21 protein-coding genes are annotated in these 19,036 nt (G+C 63.7%); 2 read left to right on the forward strand and 19 right to left on the reverse strand.

What is annotated here, in order from left to right:
* Positions 1 to 5: 5 nt before the first annotated feature.
* From PSEEN_RS19250 to PSEEN_RS19335, 18 genes are all read right to left on the reverse strand, one after another.
* Positions 6 to 1,226, reverse strand: coding sequence for a pyocin knob domain-containing protein (locus PSEEN_RS19250; RefSeq protein ID WP_011535228.1), 1,221 nt, complete (start codon positions 1,224 to 1,226; stop codon positions 6 to 8).
* Positions 1,223 to 1,417: a hypothetical protein gene (locus PSEEN_RS19255; RefSeq protein WP_011535229.1), complete on the reverse strand. Its 195-nt coding sequence runs from the start codon at positions 1,415 to 1,417 to the stop codon at positions 1,223 to 1,225. The genes PSEEN_RS19250 and PSEEN_RS19255 overlap by 4 nt, the downstream gene beginning before the upstream one ends.
* Positions 1,401 to 1,784 (reverse strand): hypothetical protein, encoded by a 384-nt coding sequence (locus tag PSEEN_RS25870; RefSeq protein ID WP_011535230.1) that lies wholly within the window; start codon positions 1,782 to 1,784, stop codon positions 1,401 to 1,403. The genes PSEEN_RS19255 and PSEEN_RS25870 overlap by 17 nt, the downstream gene beginning before the upstream one ends.
* On the reverse strand, positions 1,784 to 5,761 hold the full coding sequence (locus PSEEN_RS19265) for a TipJ family phage tail tip protein (RefSeq protein WP_011535231.1): 3,978 nt from the start codon (positions 5,759 to 5,761) through the stop codon (positions 1,784 to 1,786). Before PSEEN_RS19265 ends, PSEEN_RS25870 begins: the two co-directional genes overlap by 1 nt.
* Positions 5,762 to 5,819: 58 nt before the next feature.
* Positions 5,820 to 6,032, reverse strand: coding sequence for a hypothetical protein (locus tag PSEEN_RS19270; RefSeq protein ID WP_158020268.1), 213 nt, complete (start codon positions 6,030 to 6,032; stop codon positions 5,820 to 5,822).
* The gene (locus PSEEN_RS19275; RefSeq protein ID WP_011535233.1) at positions 6,022 to 6,354 is read right to left on the reverse strand and encodes a hypothetical protein; all 333 of its coding nucleotides are present in this window, start codon (positions 6,352 to 6,354) and stop codon (positions 6,022 to 6,024) included. The genes PSEEN_RS19270 and PSEEN_RS19275 overlap by 11 nt, the downstream gene beginning before the upstream one ends.
* Positions 6,354 to 7,361: a hypothetical protein gene (locus PSEEN_RS25820; protein ID WP_011535234.1), complete on the reverse strand. Its 1,008-nt coding sequence runs from the start codon at positions 7,359 to 7,361 to the stop codon at positions 6,354 to 6,356. The genes PSEEN_RS19275 and PSEEN_RS25820 overlap by 1 nt, the downstream gene beginning before the upstream one ends.
* 22 nt (positions 7,362 to 7,383) lie before the next feature.
* Positions 7,384 to 7,995 carry a tail assembly protein gene (locus PSEEN_RS19285; protein ID WP_011535235.1) on the reverse strand — a complete coding sequence of 204 codons (612 nt, stop codon included), beginning with the start codon at positions 7,993 to 7,995 and terminating at the stop codon, positions 7,384 to 7,386.
* Positions 7,996 to 8,061: 66 nt separating this feature from the next.
* Entirely contained in the window at positions 8,062 to 8,826 is a 765-nt protein-coding gene (locus PSEEN_RS19290) for a C40 family peptidase (protein ID WP_011535236.1), read from the reverse strand.
* A gap of 3 nt (positions 8,827 to 8,829) precedes the next feature.
* Positions 8,830 to 9,579: a phage minor tail protein L gene (locus PSEEN_RS19295; RefSeq protein ID WP_011535237.1), complete on the reverse strand. Its 750-nt coding sequence runs from the start codon at positions 9,577 to 9,579 to the stop codon at positions 8,830 to 8,832.
* A gap of 18 nt (positions 9,580 to 9,597) precedes the next feature.
* Entirely contained in the window at positions 9,598 to 9,930 is a 333-nt protein-coding gene (locus PSEEN_RS19300) for a phage tail protein (protein WP_011535238.1), read from the reverse strand.
* A 15-nt stretch (positions 9,931 to 9,945) separates the two neighbouring features.
* The gene (locus PSEEN_RS19305; RefSeq protein ID WP_011535239.1) at positions 9,946 to 11,211 is read right to left on the reverse strand and encodes a phage tail tape measure protein; all 1,266 of its coding nucleotides are present in this window, start codon (positions 11,209 to 11,211) and stop codon (positions 9,946 to 9,948) included.
* A gap of 66 nt (positions 11,212 to 11,277) precedes the next feature.
* Positions 11,278 to 11,532, reverse strand: coding sequence for a hypothetical protein (locus PSEEN_RS19310; protein ID WP_011535240.1), 255 nt, complete (start codon positions 11,530 to 11,532; stop codon positions 11,278 to 11,280).
* A 29-nt stretch (positions 11,533 to 11,561) separates the two neighbouring features.
* Positions 11,562 to 11,912 carry a phage tail assembly chaperone family protein, TAC gene (locus PSEEN_RS19315; protein WP_011535241.1) on the reverse strand — a complete coding sequence of 117 codons (351 nt, stop codon included), beginning with the start codon at positions 11,910 to 11,912 and terminating at the stop codon, positions 11,562 to 11,564.
* A 14-nt stretch (positions 11,913 to 11,926) separates the two neighbouring features.
* Positions 11,927 to 12,496, reverse strand: a complete 570-nt coding sequence (locus tag PSEEN_RS19320; protein ID WP_420806596.1) for a phage tail tube protein — start codon at positions 12,494 to 12,496, stop codon at positions 11,927 to 11,929.
* A 7-nt stretch (positions 12,497 to 12,503) separates the two neighbouring features.
* Positions 12,504 to 12,686: a hypothetical protein gene (locus PSEEN_RS19325; protein WP_011535243.1), complete on the reverse strand. Its 183-nt coding sequence runs from the start codon at positions 12,684 to 12,686 to the stop codon at positions 12,504 to 12,506.
* A 14-nt stretch (positions 12,687 to 12,700) separates the two neighbouring features.
* A complete protein-coding gene (locus PSEEN_RS19330; protein WP_011535244.1) occupies positions 12,701 to 13,054 on the reverse strand; it encodes a phage holin family protein in 354 nt (117 codons plus the stop codon).
* 467 nt (positions 13,055 to 13,521) lie between these two features.
* Positions 13,522 to 14,268 carry a LexA family transcriptional regulator gene (locus PSEEN_RS19335; RefSeq protein WP_011535246.1) on the reverse strand — a complete coding sequence of 249 codons (747 nt, stop codon included), beginning with the start codon at positions 14,266 to 14,268 and terminating at the stop codon, positions 13,522 to 13,524.
* A gap of 175 nt (positions 14,269 to 14,443) precedes the next feature.
* Here PSEEN_RS19335 and mutS point away from each other — a divergent pair, with 175 nt between their 5' ends.
* Both mutS and fdxA read left to right on the forward strand, forming a co-directional pair.
* Positions 14,444 to 17,017, forward strand: coding sequence for a DNA mismatch repair protein MutS (gene mutS, locus PSEEN_RS19340; protein ID WP_011535247.1), 2,574 nt, complete (start codon positions 14,444 to 14,446; stop codon positions 17,015 to 17,017).
* Positions 17,018 to 17,156: 139 nt separating this feature from the next.
* The gene (fdxA, locus tag PSEEN_RS19345; protein ID WP_011535248.1) at positions 17,157 to 17,480 is read left to right on the forward strand and encodes a ferredoxin FdxA; all 324 of its coding nucleotides are present in this window, start codon (positions 17,157 to 17,159) and stop codon (positions 17,478 to 17,480) included.
* A gap of 472 nt (positions 17,481 to 17,952) precedes the next feature.
* Here fdxA and rpoS read toward each other — a convergent pair whose 3' ends face one another.
* Positions 17,953 to 18,960: an RNA polymerase sigma factor RpoS gene (rpoS, locus tag PSEEN_RS19350; RefSeq protein ID WP_011535249.1), complete on the reverse strand. Its 1,008-nt coding sequence runs from the start codon at positions 18,958 to 18,960 to the stop codon at positions 17,953 to 17,955.
* Positions 18,961 to 19,036: the final 76 nt, after the last annotated feature.

The raw sequence follows: 19,036 nt of genomic DNA on the forward strand, positions 1-19,036 counted from the left end.
TCCTGTCATCGCATCTCGACCCAACTGTTCAGCGGCCCGGGGTTGTTGGCGCCGAACAGTCCGTACGACGCGCCTGTGGGGATGATGATGGCGCCGCTGTCGAGGTACTGCCCTGCGGCGCCGCTATAGGAGCCGGTAAGGGTGACACCATTGACGACCCATTGGAGATACGAGTTGACCTGAGTGACCGGGCCGACCAGGGCCTTGACCTGAATAGGCCGGCCGCTGTCATTCACATACGAGGTATTCAGCGCCCGGGCGGTCGCTTGCCAGCCCTGGCCAACCGTCCCCATCGGCGTGGTATTGACCCAGGCCGTCCAGGCACCACCAATCACGCGGCGCATGGCCGTGAACTCGTTGGTGACAGACCACGCGACCTGCACGCACTCACTGTTGGCACTGCGCCACATGGTGCGCACGACACCATAGGCAATAAAGGCCGGTCGATTGACGGTGGTATCGACAAATTGACAATCGCGGTTGTACTCGAAGTTCAAGTTGCTTGAAACAGACAAGCGAGTGGTGGGCGCACTCTTCTCATACCATCCGGTCCACGTGCCATTGATCAGCATGCGCTGGTAGATGCTGCTGTCGTTGTAGGCGGTAAAGGATTGCATGGCATAACTGCCGTTTACCGAGGTAACCCGCAGGTAACCATTGGTATTGAATGGCAGGACGTTGAGGCTCTTTCCTTCGACGTAGTAATCGCCGGTGGAGCGCAGGGCGTTGATATCCCCCTCTACCACGCCGGGGGTATAGCTGCCTATGCCGAAATCCCCCATCTTGAGCACGCGGCCAGGCGTGCTATCGACATTCGAGCTGGTCAGGCTGGCCATCGCGGCAGTGCCGAGCCTTGCCGCATTGGCATGGACAACCCAATCCGCCCAGCTCTGAGAGCTGGCATTGAAGGCCCGCGTCGCGGACTGTCCGCTCGCCACATCAATGGCGAGCTGGGTGACGAATCCACCGGCATTCATGGCAGTGTGAATGAAAGCGGACTTGATACCCGGTGGCAGATGCGCCGCCGTGCCGCTGAGTGCGGACCACCAGCCCGGCCCACTCGCGTCGTTGCAATCCGCGACATCCCGGACAACGGGTATGGGCCCTGCCAGGCCGTTTTTCTCCAATACGGCAAAATTGGCGTTGATGCGGGTGAACGCCGTGCGGGCGTCATCTCCGTCGATGCCGCTCGGTGGCGTGCCGAGCCTTACGGGGTCTAGCGTCATGATTCCTCCGTGAACGGTACCTGAGGCTTGGGATACTTGTCCTTCACGCCTCGAATGCTCCAGTAGAAGGCGTCGACAACCGGGAGTTGCCCCTTGTCCATTGCATGCCACAACGCATCGAGCTGGTCGGCCACCGAGGGATACTCGGCAGCGCGCAGCGCCCTGTGGTCTGGCCTATGCGAAATCTTCATGGATGAACCTCGCGTCCAGGTAAGGCCATTTCGAAACGACGATCTCATACCGCGCTGGGTACTCGAACTCGACTTCGATGGCCGGTGAGCCATCGGCGGTGTACTCGACCCCATCGATAGTGATCATGGCCCCCTCGGGAACACCCAGCAGGAACTGCCCATCTAAAGTGACCGGCATTTCAGGACGATCGACCACCTCGCGATCCTTGACGTAGCGGCGCACGTCATCGGTGTCGGTATGTTCGGGAAGGTAAAGACAGCCAGGGTAGTGTCTGGCCGCATCCATTGGGTCCGGCCAGGCGATCACTCGCAGGATCTGGCCGGTCGCCTTGTCGTAGTCGACGATCTTGATAGTTGAAAGCAACATCAGCGCTGAACCTCGAGAACGGTGATGGAACGGTTGTCACAACTCATGGACAGCCCCGTTATCTGACTGCCATTGGGCGCGGAGAACTGCAACCGCAGCTCGTTGTAGCCGCCATACCCGGTCAGCAGGGCCGTGGTATTGAAGCTGGAGTTCGGGCGCATGAGCGAATCCCGACCTGCCGAGCTGCAATACCCCTGCAACCAGACCGCACCATTGAGCAACACTCGCCATGAGCACCAGCCCGCCGACATCATCCCGACCTGGGCTGAAAACGTGCAAAGCTTCTCCCAGCCATTGCTGGTAAAGCCAAGGGCCTGGACCTCGACCCAATTGGGCGTGCCATGGTTGGGTGGGCTGTTGATCTGGCCGGCAGTGTAGGCCGAGTAAGGCAAAGTGACCGAGCGACCGGCGATCTTGAGCGTGTTGACGGAGAGATCAGCGATCTTGCCAGTGGTGACAGACAAGTCGGCAATCTTGGCGTTGCTGACCGACAGGTCGGCAATTTTTGCCTGGGTAATCGCTGCATCGACGATTTTCGTGCTATCGATGGTGGCTTTGCCAATGACTGTGTTGCGCATGAACACTTGGCCGTTGTCGACGGCGAATACTGCTTGCGGCTCGCCACCTGGCTGGTGCATTACGGCGAACCGGTCAGCCAGGAACAGGACCTGAGACTGCATTCCGTTCGGCGTGTTCTCCACACCGATGCCCATGCCGGCGCTGTAGTAACGCCCCTTGACGTCCACGCCGACCTTGATGCTGCGGGTCGCACGGACCTCACCATCGAGCTTGACCACCGCCTCGGATGTGTCCTCGAGCAAGGCCTTGGTTTCCCCGACCCGAGCCGTCAACGTCTGGTTGTCCCGCGCCAGCGCCGACATACCGTCGGAGAGCGTGTCAACCGTGCGTACGACCCGCGCCAGGCTGCCGTCCACCTGGGCTTTCACTTCGGTGACCTGCTGGGCGATGGCCCGGTCACCCTCGCTGAACGCGGCATACACCGACCAGGCGCCCGCATAGGCACCGGCCTGCCCGGCACGCCACCCCGCCGACTCACCCGCCATGTGCGGGCGCACTGCCGTTTCCACACCCAGCACACGGCTGGCCATGGCCGTCAGCTCACCGTCGAGTTCCTGGACGCTGGTCTGCACATTGTCCACGCGCACAGCCAAAGCGGTGACCAGGTCACCCAGCGACGAATAGACACCCATGTATTCCCAGCGAGTGGCATCGGTGACCGGCGTAGCGGCCGGCACATCGACCTTGGCCCGGTACAACTTGCCTTCATGCTTGACCAGGGCACCGGCCAGGTAGACGCCATCGGCCTTCCAGTCCGGAGCACCCGCCAGGTCGGCCACTTGCAGCGACAACGAGCTGATCTGGCGCTGCAACGCGGCATCACCGGCCTTGAGGCGTTCGTTCACCGAGCCTGGGCCGTTGCCGTCGATCTTGCCGATCTCGCCCAACAGTTGCTGGCCAAGGTGACTCTCGGCGATCTTGCCGTCCAGGTATTCGAGCACCGCCGAGGCATCCGCGCTCGACTGGCCGTAGATCCATTCGGACCATGGCCCGACGTTGCCAGTGCGGTCCACCAGCCGCGCACGGAAGTAACGCACCACCGCCGCGGCCATGCCCGAATGCAGGTAGGTCGAAGTCGGGTAGGCGAACCGGCCAAGAGCGATCGGATTCTGACCGGTACTTTCGGACGCCATCTCGATCTGTGTGTACGCCGTATCCTCGGCACCTTCGGGGAAGCCCCACGCCAATCGAATGGCGAAGATTTCCGACGATGGCCGCAAGAACGCCAGCGCAGGCGGGGCGCCTTCCTTGCCCTTGAGCGCGGTCAACATGGACAAGCGCCAGATCGAGGTGATCTCGCTCACGCTGATCGAGCGCACCCGGGCCAGATAGGCGCCCGCATAGATACCGACGACATCGACACTGGTGGCCCCGGTGCGTGGCAGGCTGATCCAGTTGCCGTCATCCTTGCGCCATTCCACCTCGTAAGCCACCGCGCCGGAAACCGCCGGCCAGGCGATGGTCAGGGTGCTGACCGCCAGGCCCTGGCTGATGGCATGGCTGCTGGAGAGGCTGACGCTGGCTGGAGGCGGCACGAGATTGATCGGCGTGACACTGATCGGCCGCTCCTCCAGGCGCGCACCGGTGTCGATGTGGTCGAACTTGCTCGGGTCGTACTGCACCGCGTTGATTTCGTAGATGCCCGGCTCAGGGCGCGAAACACTGGTGACACGGTACAGCGGGATGGCCAGCTCCGGTGCATCCAGGGCCCAGACCAGCTCGGCCCGCGGCTTGCGGGAATACGCGGTGGTGAGGGTTATCTGCCGGCCGACGACCGACTCGATGGTGCGCCCTTCGCAGGTGCCATCCGGCAGGTTGAGAATCAACCGGTCCCCAGGCTTGGCCTGAGTGTCGCGATCCAGGGTGACCTGCCGGGCAAAGCCTGTGACGAGGCGTCCGCCGACCGGGCGACCGGCCAGCAATTCGTCGGCCACCGGGATGACGTAGCCAGGCAAAGGAATACGCCCGTCCATACCGACCCGGAAGCTGATGCCGCGATCGCGTGAGTTGGTCAGCAGCGCCCATTTTCCGCGGCGCTGCGCTTCGGACTCTCGGGTACAGCCAATGGCACTGAGCTCCAGCGGGTTGTCGCCGTAGCGGCGCAACAGCTTGTCGTCGGCGATCACGGTGACATCGGTGTCGTAGTTGTTCAGCGGGTTGTCGTAGCTGACCAGCACGCGGCTGTAGCGGCTGCGCTCGGAACCGCTGGAATAGATGAACTTGCCGTCGACCACGTTGGCGCGGGTGTAGGCAAAGTCGAAATCGGTTGCCCGGGGCATGTCGGCCAGGCTGTACAGCTGGCCCTGGGCCCAGTAGGTCATGCCGCGGTAGATGCCGGCGATATCGCGCAGCAGCGACCAGGCCTCGGCCTTGCCCTGCAGGTTGAGGTTGCAGGTGAAGCGCGGCTCCTGGCCGCCCCGTCCATCGGGCACCAGTTGGTCGCAGTACTGGGCGATCCGGTACAGCTCCCACTTGTCGACCATCCACGGTTTGATCCGCCGGCCCAGGCCGAAGCGATCGTTGGTGGTGATGCCGTAGGTGACCCAGGCCGGGTTGTCGGTCCAAGCCTGCTTGAAGGTGCCGTCCCAGACGCCCACGTAGCGGCGGGTCTCGGGGTCGTAGTTACTCGGCACCGGCCATTTGCGGCCCTTGCACTCGACCGTCACCGCCGGAATGTTGCGGAACTGCTCGGCGGAGAACTCAATGTACAGCAGTGCGGTGTTGGGGTAGCGCAGCTTGGCGTCGATCACCTCGGTGATGCCGGCGATCTGCATGGTGTCGGCGATCTTGCCGGTGCTCTGGTTGGGCGTCAGGCGGCGTACGCGCAGGTTCCAGCCGTGCTCGGCCTTGGGCAGGTCGATACGCCGGGTGCGCTCGTAGGTGCTGGTGCTCTTACCATGCACGGCATCCTTGAGCACTTCCACGTAGGCGCCACCGTCGGTGGCCACGTCCACGGCGTATTCGATGCGGTAGCCGTTGACGTTGCCGGAACTGTCCATGGCCTGCAACGCGGGCCAGGCAAAGCGCAGGCGCACCGCCGACAGGCGGGTGTCATCGAGCGCGCGCACCCAAGGCTTGTCGTTGCGCAGTTCCACGCCCTGGGTGATTTCGTTGTCCACCGATGGGATACCGGGAATATGCGGCTGCTCCAGCGAACCTGGGCGCCACTCCCACTTGACCCCCGGGAAGTTGTAGCTGCCATTGGCATCCATGAGCGGGGTGCCGTCCAGGTAGATGTCCTGGGCGCTCGGTGTACCGGCGAACTCCCCCTCGCCGACGGCGATGAGCATCTTGGCGATGGCGACGGAGCGCAGGCTGTCGGGGGCCTCGACCGGTGCCTTCGGTTGTTTCTGACCACCTTTGCGACCGGTGATCACGGGTCTGTTGGTTTCGCCCATGGGTTCCTCCAGGCGTAAAAAAACCGCCTTCATGGCGGTTTGCTGTGCACCGGCGGCATCACGCCAAGGCGTCGATTCGCTCACGGGCCTCGGCGCGTTGGCGGGTGATTTGCTCGGGGATGGCCTTGCCGGTTTCAAGCAAGCGCACCACGTACCAGTCAGTGTCCTGCAATAGGCGAACATCCTCGGCCCGGCGGCTGTTGCGCATGGCCTCGTCCTGCCGCGCCTGTTGCGCCTCGGCGGTCACGGCCTGGCTGAAATCAATGTTCATCGCGGCGGCGCTCCTCACTCATCGGGGTTTCGTAGGGTGGCAACGCGACGGGGCCATCCTCGGTCACCTCCAGGGCTTCGGGAAAGCGCGTGGCCTGTGGCGCATGCACCCCATGGGGCAGCATCAGGGTCAGGTGCAGGCGCCCCTCGATACGACGCACATCGCCCATGAACCAGGGCGCGGCAATGGCCTCGACGGGCAACAAGGCGCCTTCGCCCAGGGCGCGGAAGTCGAAAGCCTCGCCATTGAGCGTGAGCACGTCGCCCTTGACCGACAGCGCCAGCGGCTGGTCGTGACGGACCGGAACCAGGTTGATGATCATCAGCGCCACCTCCCCGTGGCCGTGTAGTGGAAGACGACCCCCGCCCCTGTCGCGTAGCGGTAGGTCCATGAGCGCAGTGCCATATAGCCGGTGAAAATCGCCATGTAGGTGCCGTTCATGTTGACCAGGCCAGTGTCAGCCTGGGAGCCAGTACCAGCTGAGAATACGGGGTTGATCATGACTTTGGGCGCCTGGGCGAAGGTCGCGGCGAACACCGGGTTCACCGCGGCTTCGGCATTCAACGGCGCTGCTGGGAGAACGCACTCCCCCGTGCAGATCAAGGTGCCATCGGCGAACTTGGTGTAGTTGCCATTGGCGTTGCTGCCGGACTCGATGATCCCCCCAGCCGCGACACCGGACACCGCGCCGAGGATGTTCTGGCTGGTGTACACGCGAGCAAACGCTGGCGGAACCGTGGAGTTCTTGCTGATCGAGCGGTAGAACAGTTCGTTGGTCGACACCCCCATGGCCAGCTGGGTGCTCCACTGTGGGTCGGCGTGCCACAAGGTCTCGAGCACGCTCAGCGCGCCACCTGGTTCACCCGGCCCCTGGTAGTAGCCATAAAAGCCGGAATGCAGCTTTTGCGTGTCGATACCACGGCCACCGATGTTGCCACCGCCAGGCAAGGTCTTGCCGCCTTGGCTGGAGCTACTGATCCAGTGCCCCCAGGCGTTATTGTTGGGGTTGAAGGTTCGCACGGCCTGATCGCCGTAGATGATGTCGACCGCCTCCTGGAGGATCGCGCCATAGTCCGTGGTGCTGACCCGCAACACCACGTAGGTCAGGCCCGGTGGCCGGTTGCTGGCGGTGCCGGAGGTCGCCAGCCACACGCCCGGCGCCAGCGCCAGGTTGCAGTCCTGGATCGCGCGATCGCCGGCGACAGGCCCGCTGACCCCCATGGCATCCAGTGCCTTGAAATTGTCATTGATACGGGTAAACGCCGTGCGTGCGCTGTCGCCATCCACGGCACTGGGCGGTGTGCCCAGGTTCACTTGCTGCATGGGCATGTTGCCTCCTGGCTAACTGGACTCACAACCGATCCTCGGCATAGATCGCCGCGCTGATGATCGCCCCGCCCCACCGCCGCTTGCCCACGCACAAGGCCACCGGGTTGCCGGAGGCCGTTGTGTTGCGGGCGCTGCCGAAGGCATAGCCCGGGGTGTTTTCCGGCCCGGCGCTCATGTTCAGGCCTTTGGGCTGCGGGCTGAGCAGCTGCATCACGCCGCCCATGGCCATGGAGAACCCCACGGTGGCCATGGTGCCCCAGCCTCCGGCGGTGAACGGCAGCGAAGAACCCTGGGTGGCGATCGCCGCCACGGCGATCAGGACGACACCGATGATCGTCTGCAGGCCTCCGGCGCGCTTGCTGCCGGCAACCACGGGCACGATTCGGATCTCGTCACGGGCCTGGAAATCCAGCTCAGCCTCGCCGACATTGCGCTTGTCGCTGTAGACGGCGAACTCCAGGCCCCGGGAGCTGGCGTTGGCCAGGAAGCGCTCGAACCCCGGCAGTTGCACGCACAAGGCTTTGATCGCTTCGCGCGGGGTACGCACCGCCAGTTCGAACGCCTTGCCGAACTGACGCAGTTGGCCGCTGAGCCTGACAGTGGTCAGCGGTGGATGAATGATGGCAGCTGACATTGCAACTCCTTCTGCAGGGGGCGACCGCCTCGAGGTCGCGGTAACGAGGAAACCGGTCGCCTGCGCTCAGTCCGCCGCAGCGGCATCGCGATGGCGCAGGACCAGCCGTGTTCGGTCCAGCCAGGGGCCGCCGAAGACGATGACCTCCGATGGCCGGCCATAAAGGTGGTGCAGCAGGAACGGCCCGGCCCCACAAGGGGACCACGACTCGCCCGGCAGACGTGGGTCATGGCCGAGGAAGATCCCCGCATGGTTGGGGTGGGCGGTGCGCCCGATGGCCATGACGACCAGGTCGCCGTGGCGAGGCGCATCTACCCTGACGAACCCGGCATCGGCATAGGCCTGCTCATACAGGCTTGGCCCATGCGGGTCCTCCCACCAGCCATCCTCGCGGGCATAGGCCGGAAACGTCAGGCCCCACTCGCGGCGATACCAGTCGGCGCAGACCTGCCAGCAGTCCCACAGCCCATGCACGAACGGCCGGCCGAGCAAGGGCGTGTCACCCTTGGGCAGCACAGTGCGCAGGTCCCCTTCGGGCCAGGACAGGATGTGCCAGGGCAAGCCGGTGGCCTCGCACATCGCCAGGTCGCAGCTGGACGGCCGGCTGCTGGCGTCGGGGTGCGAGTGCACCACCGCCACGATCTCGCCCAGGTCTTCCGCCGCCGCATAGTCGCGCGGGTCGATGCGGAACTCTTCGCCAGGGTCGGAGGCGGTGTTGCGACAACGCTGGTAATCGAGCCGCCCCCCCCGGTCGATGACCAGGCCGCAGGCCTCGCGTGGGTAGTCGGCGGCCGCATGGCGACGGATCGCTTCGAGCAGGTGCGCGTCCATGGCTCAGTTCCGGGCAATCAGCGAGACAGCCGGGAAGCCACCATGGGGCAGCTCCGCCGCATCGCCGAAACGCAGCTTGCAGGACGACAGCCCACCCTTGCAGCGATCCTTCGCCGGGTCGTCCACCGGGCGGTCCTCGTCGTCGAACAGCCGGTTGCCGGTATAACCGCAGTTGGGGCCACGGTAGCCATTGGTCATCGCCCAATGGCAGTAGGTGGTCATCTGCCGGCCCGGCAGGCCATGGCTGTCGATCTCGCCAGGGGACGACAGCTCCCACTGCACCTGCTCATCGTCTTCCTGGGTCTTCTGGTCGAGGAACCAGATTTCCAGCGCTTCCTGGGTCGGGTCCGCCTGGGCGTTGCCTGCGGCGTAATTGCGCGCATCCAGGTACTGCCCCAGCGTCTGGCGCACGGTCAGCTTGAACTTGAGCAGGTCCTCGAAGGCCAGGCACAAGGCGGTGACACGACCGTCGACGTTGCCCGCACTGAACTTTGGCCGGGTCGCCCGGCCGTTGCTGTTGGCGCCGATGCCCTCGATCTGCACCGGCCAGGCCGCATACTCCTGGCCCTGCCACCAGATCGAGCGGGCAGGCAAGGTTGCCGCCTCCCCCGCCGCGGCCACCTCACCGGGTTCATGGGCGATGGCATGGCCGTGGAAGCGCAAGGTGTCGGCCCCGAACTCGCTGCCGTCGATCTCGAACAGGGTGATCTCCGCGCCCGGCTCCAGGGTCTGGATATCAGTGATCAATGCCATGCTTGAAGGCCTCCGGGGTCATGGGTGGAACGCCTGCTCGAAGGTGGCGCTGAGGCTGTACAGGCCACCGCCCTTGGCGGTCGGCTGGTAGCCCTTGCAACGGAACAGCCCCGGCTCGCCCAACGGCGCGGTCCAGCGGAACGCCCGGCTGCCCGCGTGGCGGTCGAGGAAGGTGGCGATGGCGCGAATCTTCGCCTCGTCGCCGAGGAACACCAGCGGCCAGGATTGGCTGCGGTTGTTGAGGCCATCGCCTACCGCCTGCTGATAACCATCGCCGAACTGCACTGTGCGCACGCGGTACTCGACAGTGCCGGTGGGCTCGGTCCTGGGGGTCCAGGTAAAGGTTTCCATGAAAGTTCTCCTTGCTCAGCGGCCGTGGATCGCGGCCCAGATCTGCCCGCCGGGCATCAGCTCGCGGGAAATCTGCTCGCTGGCGCCCTGGCGGGCGGCACCGGCGTAGGCGTTGGCCACGCGCTGGGTATTGGCCTCGCCAGGTGCGGCATTGCCGTCCGCGGCTGCCACGTTGATGGTCTGCTGGATCACCACTTCGCTGCTGTGGCTGTTGCCCGAGCCACCACCCAGTGCGCGCACGCCCAGAGCACCATCGGCGCCACGCGTCAGCGGCATGATGGCTTCAGGGCCGGCTTCGCCGAACAGGGCCATCGGCGCCAGGGTCGGTGAAGTCGCGACGCCGTTGGTGAAGGCGCCTCCCTTGGCGAAGACGGTACTGCCGTAAGAAAGCCCGGCGGTGTTGATCTGAGGGTTGAAGGTCGTGGTGCTGCCGCCAAGAGTCATGCTGGTGGCGGCTGGCGCGGAGCCACCGCTGAACCACGAACCGACGAGGTTCATGCCAAACCCAAGCAGGCTGCTCAGCGCCTTGGAGGCTGCAGTCTTGGCGGCCAACGCCGCCATATCGGCGATCACCGACTTGGCGAAATCGGAGAACGACAGCTTGCCGGTGGTGGCGAAGGTCTGCACGGCGGTGCCCATGCGGTCGAAGACGCTGGCAAAAACGGCTTGCGACTGCGCCGCGACATTGCTGGAGGTATCGAGGTACTCCTCCCAAGCCGCAGACGCGCCGACCATCCAGTCGCCGCGCGCCTGGCTCATCATGTCGTAGTCGTTGAGCACTTGGTTGGTCATATCGGTATGCCGGGCGCGCATGTCTTCCAACTGCTGCTGGTAGTTCGCGCCATCGGGGCCATTGGCGCCCAGCGGGTTGGCCTGTTCGAACTGGGCCCGCTCGGCATAGTAGCCCTCGTCCACCTTGAACAGCTGGTCGGCCAGCCCTCCCTGGCGTTTACTCATGCCCATCTTCGCCACTTCGAGCTCGGCCGCGGCGTGTTGCTTGCGCAACGCTTCGCTGTAAGGCCTGACGGGATCAGGCTGCTGGGCTTGCGCCCAATCCGGCGGCTGGTATGCCGTCTGGAAGCGGTCGAGTGCCTTTTTCGAGATATTCAGGCTCGAGTCGGCAACGGCGCCGACGCTCTTGAGGTACTGCTTGTTGAAAGCCTCGACGTTCTTCTGCATCTCGCGCAGGGTGCGGTCACTCAGGGCCGAGGCCCTGGACAGTGCCCATTCGAGGCTGGTGAGATCGATCGACGGGCTGAAACTGGCAATGCTGGTTGCCATGGGCCTACTCCCTGATCATTGAGAAACCCGCCGGGGCGGGCTTCGTGAAGAAAGTGGTGCCGACCATCAGCACCACTGCTGCATGGCGCTCTCGAGCGACACGCCCAGGCGTCGCTCGTGCGGCATGAAATCGATCAACTCGGCAGTGCCACCGACCTGATGGTTGGCCTGCAGCGCCAGCATGGCGATGCTGGCCTCCAGCCGGCGACCGCCGTGCAACGAGCCATGGCGCTGGATGTACTGCGCCCAGGCCCGGGCTTCTTTGTAGCTCAGCCGTTCCTTGGCCTCGCTGATCGTGCGGCCGCCGATGCCGTTGAGCACCAGCTCATGCCAGAACTCATCGGCGGCCGTCAGTTCTTTGCCGGGGTGTTACCGGTGCCGTTGACTTCGTTGATGGCGTTGAGCAACAGGAAGCCCAGCGACGGCTCGAGGTTGAAGGCATCCTCGACGTTCAGTGCCTCGTCACCCTCTTCGCCCAGGCTAATAGAGGCGGCGAGGTAGTGGGCATTGCGGCTATGGGACGACTCCTGTTCGGCGAACAGGCGCTCGATCACCCCGAACGAATGGCGACGCACATGCACCACCAGGGTCTGCGCGATCATTTCGCCATTGAGCGAATCAGGACGGTTCCAGACGACTTCCTTGCGTACCTTCTGGCTGTCGACGATGCCGCCCAGAGCCTTGAGTTGATGGATGTTCATTCAGGTCCTCCGGCTCAGGCCTTTTTCACCCAGGTGGAGCCGCCGGTGCGCTGGATGCTCACCGAGGTGGTGACCACCGCATTGAGCGCGAAGTTGAACGGGAAGTCGGCCACGTAGCCTTCGAAGGCGAACCAGGTACGGGTGGCCGGCAGCTCGAAATCGTCGCCCTTGCTGTTGACGGTGGGCGCCAGGTCCTTGCCGTCGGACCAGCCCACCACCCATTTGACGGTGGTGTTGCCCTTGGCCTCGGAAAGTTGGTGCAGGCGGATGTGGCTGGCGTTGGTCGGGTCGGCGTTGAGGCCGAGGGTCGCGGTGCCAGGGGTGCGCAGGCCTTTCTTGTAGGTGCGTTCGGCGGCATCGAGAGTGGTGTCCTCGATCTGCTCGGCCGGCGCGCCGCCCGGTTCGAACGAGGTCACGTGCTCGACTTCCAGCACGCTGAACGGGCCGTTGCCGGAGACCGGTGGGACCAGTGCGTAGATCTGGGTGCCTTGGGTAAGAATCGACATGGGGTGTTCTCCTTGAACATGATGAAAGCCGCCGCGGGGAATCCCGGACGGTCGGGTGCTTCGGGTGTTGCGTTGCAAGGGACGATCAGGCTGGCCTGGAGCCGTCCAGGTAGGGAGGCGCGTCCGGGTCCGGCTCGCGGCTCTTCAGGTAGGCCACCAGCTGCTCGTTGCTCAGGGCCAACCGTTCGATCGACTGGCCCAGGGCCGTCTGCACGGAGGCCTGGTTGCGCAAGGCCGCCAGCAGTTCGTCAAGTTGTGCTTCGTTCATGCTTCGCTCCTTGCTCAATGCCCACGGTCATCGGCGTCCGCGCCGCTGACCGGTTGCTCGATGCCCAGGCGGCGCAGCGCCCAGCGCTCATAAAGGCCGATGGCGACATCGGCCCCCGCCATGGCCGTCAGGCAACCGAAGGCGCTGGCACTCCAGATCGACATGCCGCTGGCATACAGCAGCATGACCGTCGACACACCGCAGACCATGCAGGCCCCGGAGCGCAGCGCCAGGCGCCGCAACAGCCCCCAGCCCCTGGCCCCGGCCTTGTCGGCCCGCCACATCTCGCCGGAAAGACCGCCCAGCAATGCCAGGACGATCACCAGCCAGAGCGGCATCTCCAGCAACGTCTGTTGCTCGTTCGTCACTGTCCTGTCTCCTGTGTGATGCCCGCCAGCGGCATGCCGGCGAGCGTTGTTTGTCGTTTGACTCGACATTCCAAAAAGCCCGCGTCGCAGGCTCTTCAGTAATGCGTTGTCGAACCGCCGGCCACGTCTGGTGACACCGTGCGGTTCCGCTTCAAATTGGTGACTCCGACCGCGGCCGCCTGCCCGCCGGATAACTGATCGTGGTGCTTTACGCTGCACACCCGGGCCAGTTGCCAACCCTCTGAACAGTCGAGGCCTGTTCATCGCTGCCTGTGTAACAACCGGTTGCTGACCGGCTTGAGACACAGGTTATGCATCCATGCATATGCAGTCAATGCATTTTGCAAAATATTTATGCATTGGATTTTGCTGAAATGCATGAAGGCTTTGTCCTGCATGGCGTGTAGGGCTTTTCTACAGACGAAAAAAAACCCGCCGAGGCGGGTTTTCGTTGGCGGGTGCCGGGATCAGCGGGCGTACATGCCCCACCAGAAGACATGGCCCAACAGGCTGATCTGCTCTTCCTGCATCTGCTGGAAGCTGTAGTCCTCGTCGGGATGCTCATCGCGGTTGAAGCTGCGCAGGCGAATGCCGGTGGGCAGGCGATAGACCTGTTTCACCCGTAGCTGGCCATTGTGATTGATAGCGTAGAGGTCGCCATCGATGATGTCACCAATGGTGCACTTGCCGGTGTTGACCCCAACCGTGGCGCCGTCGCGCAGCACCGGCAACATGCTGTTGCCACGCACCGTCACGCATTTGGCATGGTCGAACTGAACACCGTTGTGCCGCAAGCTGCGCTTGCCGAAGCGCAAACGGGCGTTCTCGCTCTCCTCGATGACGAATCTTCCTGATCCAGCTGCCAATTCGACCTCACGAAGAAAAGGAACGGACACCTCGTCGTCCTCGACGGGTGTTTCATCGTCCCACAGGCTGATATCGCTTAGAGCCGCGTGCACCGGCGTGAGCGCCGCCGCTTCGCGCGGCTCGCCCAGCTCCGCACGGCCGCGCAGCTGGTCGGTGCTCACGCCGAAATACTCGGCGATTCTCGACACGTGCTTGTCCGACGGGTCGACGATCTTCTCGCTGAGAATCCGCGACAGGGTGGATTGAGGGACGCCCGTGCGCCGGTGCAGCTCTGTCGGGGACAGGCCGTGGCGGTCGAGCAGTGCTCTGAGTACGGAGGCTACGTTGCGTTTTTGCATAGCGTGCATAATGCAGCCGTGACGCATGAAATGCAATGGCGTCGTGCAGGTGTGTCCCGCCAGAACCTGTTACTTGCGGACTGCGCAGATTTGCCCCACCCATCCGCCCTGCGCCGGGTGCAAAAAGCCTGTACTATTAGCGGTTTCGAAATTTGCCACCAGACCACCCGCTGTAAGGCCCTGAATGTCTGATCTCTCCGCACACACCCCGATGATGCAGCAGTACTGGAAGCTGAAGCACCAGCACCCGGACCAGCTGATGTTCTACCGCATGGGCGACTTCTACGAGATCTTCTACGAAGATGCGAAGAAGGCCGCGAAACTGCTGGATATCACCCTGACCGCCCGCGGCCAGTCGGCGGGCCAGTCGATCCCCATGTGCGGGATTCCGTTCCATTCACTGGAAGGCTACCTGGCCAAGCTGGTCAAGCTCGGCGAGTCGGTGGTGATCTGCGAGCAGATCGGCGACCCGGCCACCAGCAAGGGCCCGGTGGAGCGGCAGGTGGTGCGCATCATCACCCCAGGCACGATCAGCGACGAAGCGCTGCTCGACGAGCGCCGCGACAACCTGATCGCCGCCCTGCTGGGCGATGAGCGCCTGTTCGGCCTGGCGGTGCTGGACATCACCAGCGGCAACTTCACCGTGCAGGAGATCAAGGGCTGGGAAAACCTGCTCGCCGAGCTCGAACGCATCAACCCGGTAGAACTGCTGATCCCCGACGACTGGCCGCAGGGGCTGCCCGCGGAGAAGCGCCCTGGCGCCCGTCGCCGCGCGCCCTGGGACTTCGACCGCGACACCGCGCGCAAGAGCCTGTGCCAGCAATTCGCCACGCAAGACCTCAAGGGCTTCGGCTGCGACAAGCTCACGCTGGCCATTGGTGCCGCCGGCTGCCTGCTGGGCTACGCCAAGGAAACCCAGCGCACCGCCCTGCCCCACCTGCGCAGCCTGCGCCACGAGCGCATGGACGACACGGTCATCCTCGACGCCGCCAGCCGCCGCAACCTGGAGCTGGACATCAACCTGGCCGGTGGTCGCGACAACACCCTGCAATCGGTCATCGACCGTTGCCAGACCGCCATGGCCAGCCGCCTGCTGACCCGCTGGCTGAACCGCCCGCTGCGCGACCTGAAGGTGCTCAAGGCACGCCAGGACTCGATCCGCTGCCTGCTCGACGGCTACCGCTTCGAAAAGCTGCAACCGCAGCTCAAGGAGATCGGCGACATCGAGCGCATCCTGGCGCGTATCGGCCTGCGCAACGCCCGCCCACGCGACCTGGCGCGCCTGCGCGATGCCCTGGGCGCCCTGCCCGAGCTGCAGAACGCCATGGCCGAGCTGGAGGCGCCGCACCTGGCGCGCCTGGCCGCGATCACCGGCACCTATCCCGAACTGGCCGGCCTGCTGGAGCGGGCGATCATCGACAACCCGCCAGCGGTGATCCGCGACGGTGGCGTGCTCAAGACCGGCTACGACAGCGAGCTCGACGAGCTGCTGGCCATGAGCGAGAACGCCGGCCAGTTCCTCATCGACCTGGAAGCACGCGAGAAGGCCCGCACGGGCCTGGCCAACCTCAAGGTCGGCTACAACCGCGTGCACGGCTACTACATCGAGTTGCCCACCAAGCAAGCTGAACAGGCGCCTGGCGACTATATCCGCCGCCAGACGCTCAAGGGCGCCGAGCGCTTCATCACCCCGGAGCTCAAAGCTTTCGAGGACAAGGCACTGTCGGCCAAGAGCCGCGCCCTGGCCCGCGAGAAGATGCTCTACGACGCACTGCTCGAGACCCTGATCGGCCACCTGGCGCCACTGCAGGACAGCGCCGCGGCCCTGGCCGAGCTGGACGTGCTGAGCAACCTCGCCGAGCGCGCGCTCAACCTCGACCTGAACTGTCCAAGCTTCGTCGACGAACCCTGCCTGCGTATCGAGCAAGGCCGCCACCCGGTGGTCGAGCAGGTGCTGACCACGCCGTTCGTGGCCAACGACCTGGGCCTGGACAACAGCACGCGCATGCTGATCATCACCGGCCCGAACATGGGCGGTAAATCGACCTACATGCGCCAGACCGCACTGATCGTGTTGATGGCCCATATCGGCAGCTTCGTGCCGGCCGCCCGCTGCGAGCTGTCGCTGGTCGACCGCATCTTCACCCGTATCGGCTCCAGCGACGACCTGGCCGGCGGGCGCTCGACCTTCATGGTCGAGATGAGCGAGACCGCCAACATCCTGCACAACGCCACCGACTGCAGCCTGGTGCTGATGGACGAAGTCGGCCGCGGCACCAGCACCTTCGACGGCCTGTCGCTGGCCTGGGCCGCCGCCGAGCGCCTGGCCCAGCTGCGCGCCTACACGCTGTTCGCCACCCACTACTTCGAGCTGACCGTGCTGCCGGAGAGTGAGCCGCTGGTGGCCAACGTGCACCTGAACGCCACCGAGCACAACGAGCGCATCGTCTTCCTGCACCACGTGCTGCCAGGCCCTGCCAGCCAGAGCTACGGCCTGGCCGTCGCGCAACTGGCCGGCGTGCCGGCGGTGGTGATCCAGCGTGCCCGCGAACACCTCGGCCGGCTGGAAACCACCAGCCTGCCCCATGAAACGCCGATTGCCAGCAAGAGCAAAGGCGAGCCTGACGTGCCGCACCAGAGCGACCTGTTCGCCAGCCTGCCACACCCGGCCATCGAGAAGCTGGGCAAGCTGGACCTGGACGACATGACGCCGCGCCAAGCTATCGAAACGCTATATCAACTAAAAAACCTGTTATAACGGCCCACCGCGCAAGCTGGTAGAATCCGGCGCGGTTCGCGAGCGCTGCAGGTTATTAGCCTGGCCTGCAGCCACAACCGTGAACCGCGCTGCCCTGGAAGGAAGGGCAAGCTGCCGTCGCCTGAGGAGAGAACTAGAAATGACCTTCGTCGTCACCGACAACTGCATCAAATGCAAGTACACCGACTGCGTGGAAGTCTGTCCGGTGGACTGCTTCTACGAAGGCCCGAACTTCCTGGTCATTCACCCGGATGAGTGCATCGACTGCGCGCTGTGCGAGCCAGAGTGCCCGGCCCAGGCGATTTTCTCGGAAGACGAAGTGCCTGCCGGCATGGAGAACTTCATCGAGCTGAACGCCGAGCTGGCGGAGATCTGGCCGAACATCACCGAGAAGAAAGACGCCCTGCCGGACGCCGAAGAGTGGGATGGTAAGCCAGGCAAGATTGCCGATCTGGAACGCTGATCACCTCCAGACACGAAAAAGGCCCTTTACGGGCCTTTTTTCGTTTTCTGCGGGCAAAAAAAAGGGGCGGTTTGACCCGCCCACATTTTTTCCGTAGTCCCTGTTTGTCCCAATCATCATCCTGATGAATCGCATCCTGCGATGTCCTTGGCCTCCATCCTTGAAAGCCTGTGTCAGTCCGTAGACACAGTTCGAATACTAGCGATTCCTGCGCGCCGGACAAGCAGTAAATCTCTCGGGAAGTTTCCGCCGACATGTCTTTCAATAAAAATAAAAACCTTATATTTCAATAAGATAGAAAAAGTACGGCACTGAAAACGACTTTGATTTACTGGCCCATGCAGTGATCGCTTACAACAGCTGTAAGTGAATGCTTACACGCAAAGTAACAGAGGTAGCCAAGGAAACATTTCATTCGCATCAACGAAAACGCCCCGAGGTCATCGGGGCGTTCTGCTTGCCGCGTCGATTGCTACTGGAACAGCGATTCGCTCGACAAGCCGTTCTTCTCGAGGATCTCGCGCAGGCGCTTGAGCCCCTCGACCTGGATCTGCCGCACTCGTTCACGGGTCAGGCCGATTTCCAGCCCCACATCCTCCAGGGTGCTGCTTTCATGGCCCCGTAGCCCGAAGCGGCGCACCACCACTTCACGCTGTTTGTCGGTCAGCTCGCCCAACCATTGATCGATGCTCTGCGACAGGTCGTCGTCCTGCAGCAGTTCGCAAGGGTCGGTGGGGCGGTCATCGGTGAGCGTGTCCAGCAGCGTCTTGTCCGAGTCAGGCCCGAGCGAGACATCCACCGAAGACACCCGCTCGTTGAGCCCGAGCATGCGCTTGACCTCGGCAACCGGCTTTTCCAGCAGGCTGGCGATTTCTTCAGGGGAGGGCTCATGGTCGAGCTTCTGTGTCAGCTCGCGGGCGGCGCGCAGGTAGACGTTGAGTTCCTTGACCACATGGATGGGCAGGCGGATTGTGCGGGTCTGGTTCATGATCGCACGTTCGATGGTCTGGCGGATCCACCAGGTGGCATAGGTCGAGAAGCGGAAGCCACGCTCGGGGTCGAACTTCTCCACCGCCCGGATCAGGCCCAGGTTGCCTTCCTCGATCAAGTCGAGCAGCGACAGGCCACGATTGACGTAACGGCGAGCGATCTTGACCACCAGGCGCAAGTTGCTCTCGATCATGCGCTTGCGACCGGCAGGGTCGCCTTTTTGCGACAGGCGCGCGAAATGCACTTCCTCCTCTGGCGACAGCAGAGGCGAGAAGCCGATTTCATTGAGATACAGCTGAGTGGCATCGAGTGCCCGGCTGTAATCGATGTACTTGTGCTGCTTGAGCGATGCGCCTTGTTTCGACTTGGTCCGAACCGACGGTACAGCAGGTTCGTCTGACACCACATCCGTTTCCAAAACGATGCCTGTCTCCATCAGAAGCAGGTCATCGTCGATGTCAAACTCCGGCACTTCTTTACTGAGAGCCATTGTTATAGTCCTTTGCTGAGTTCGAACTCAGACTCGAGCGTCACCCTTCCATGGCAGCGCTGGAGCCTGTCCCCTC

It is taken from the genome of Pseudomonas entomophila L48 (assembly GCF_000026105.1).
Taxonomy (GTDB): Bacteria; Pseudomonadota; Gammaproteobacteria; order Pseudomonadales; family Pseudomonadaceae; genus Aquipseudomonas; species Aquipseudomonas entomophila.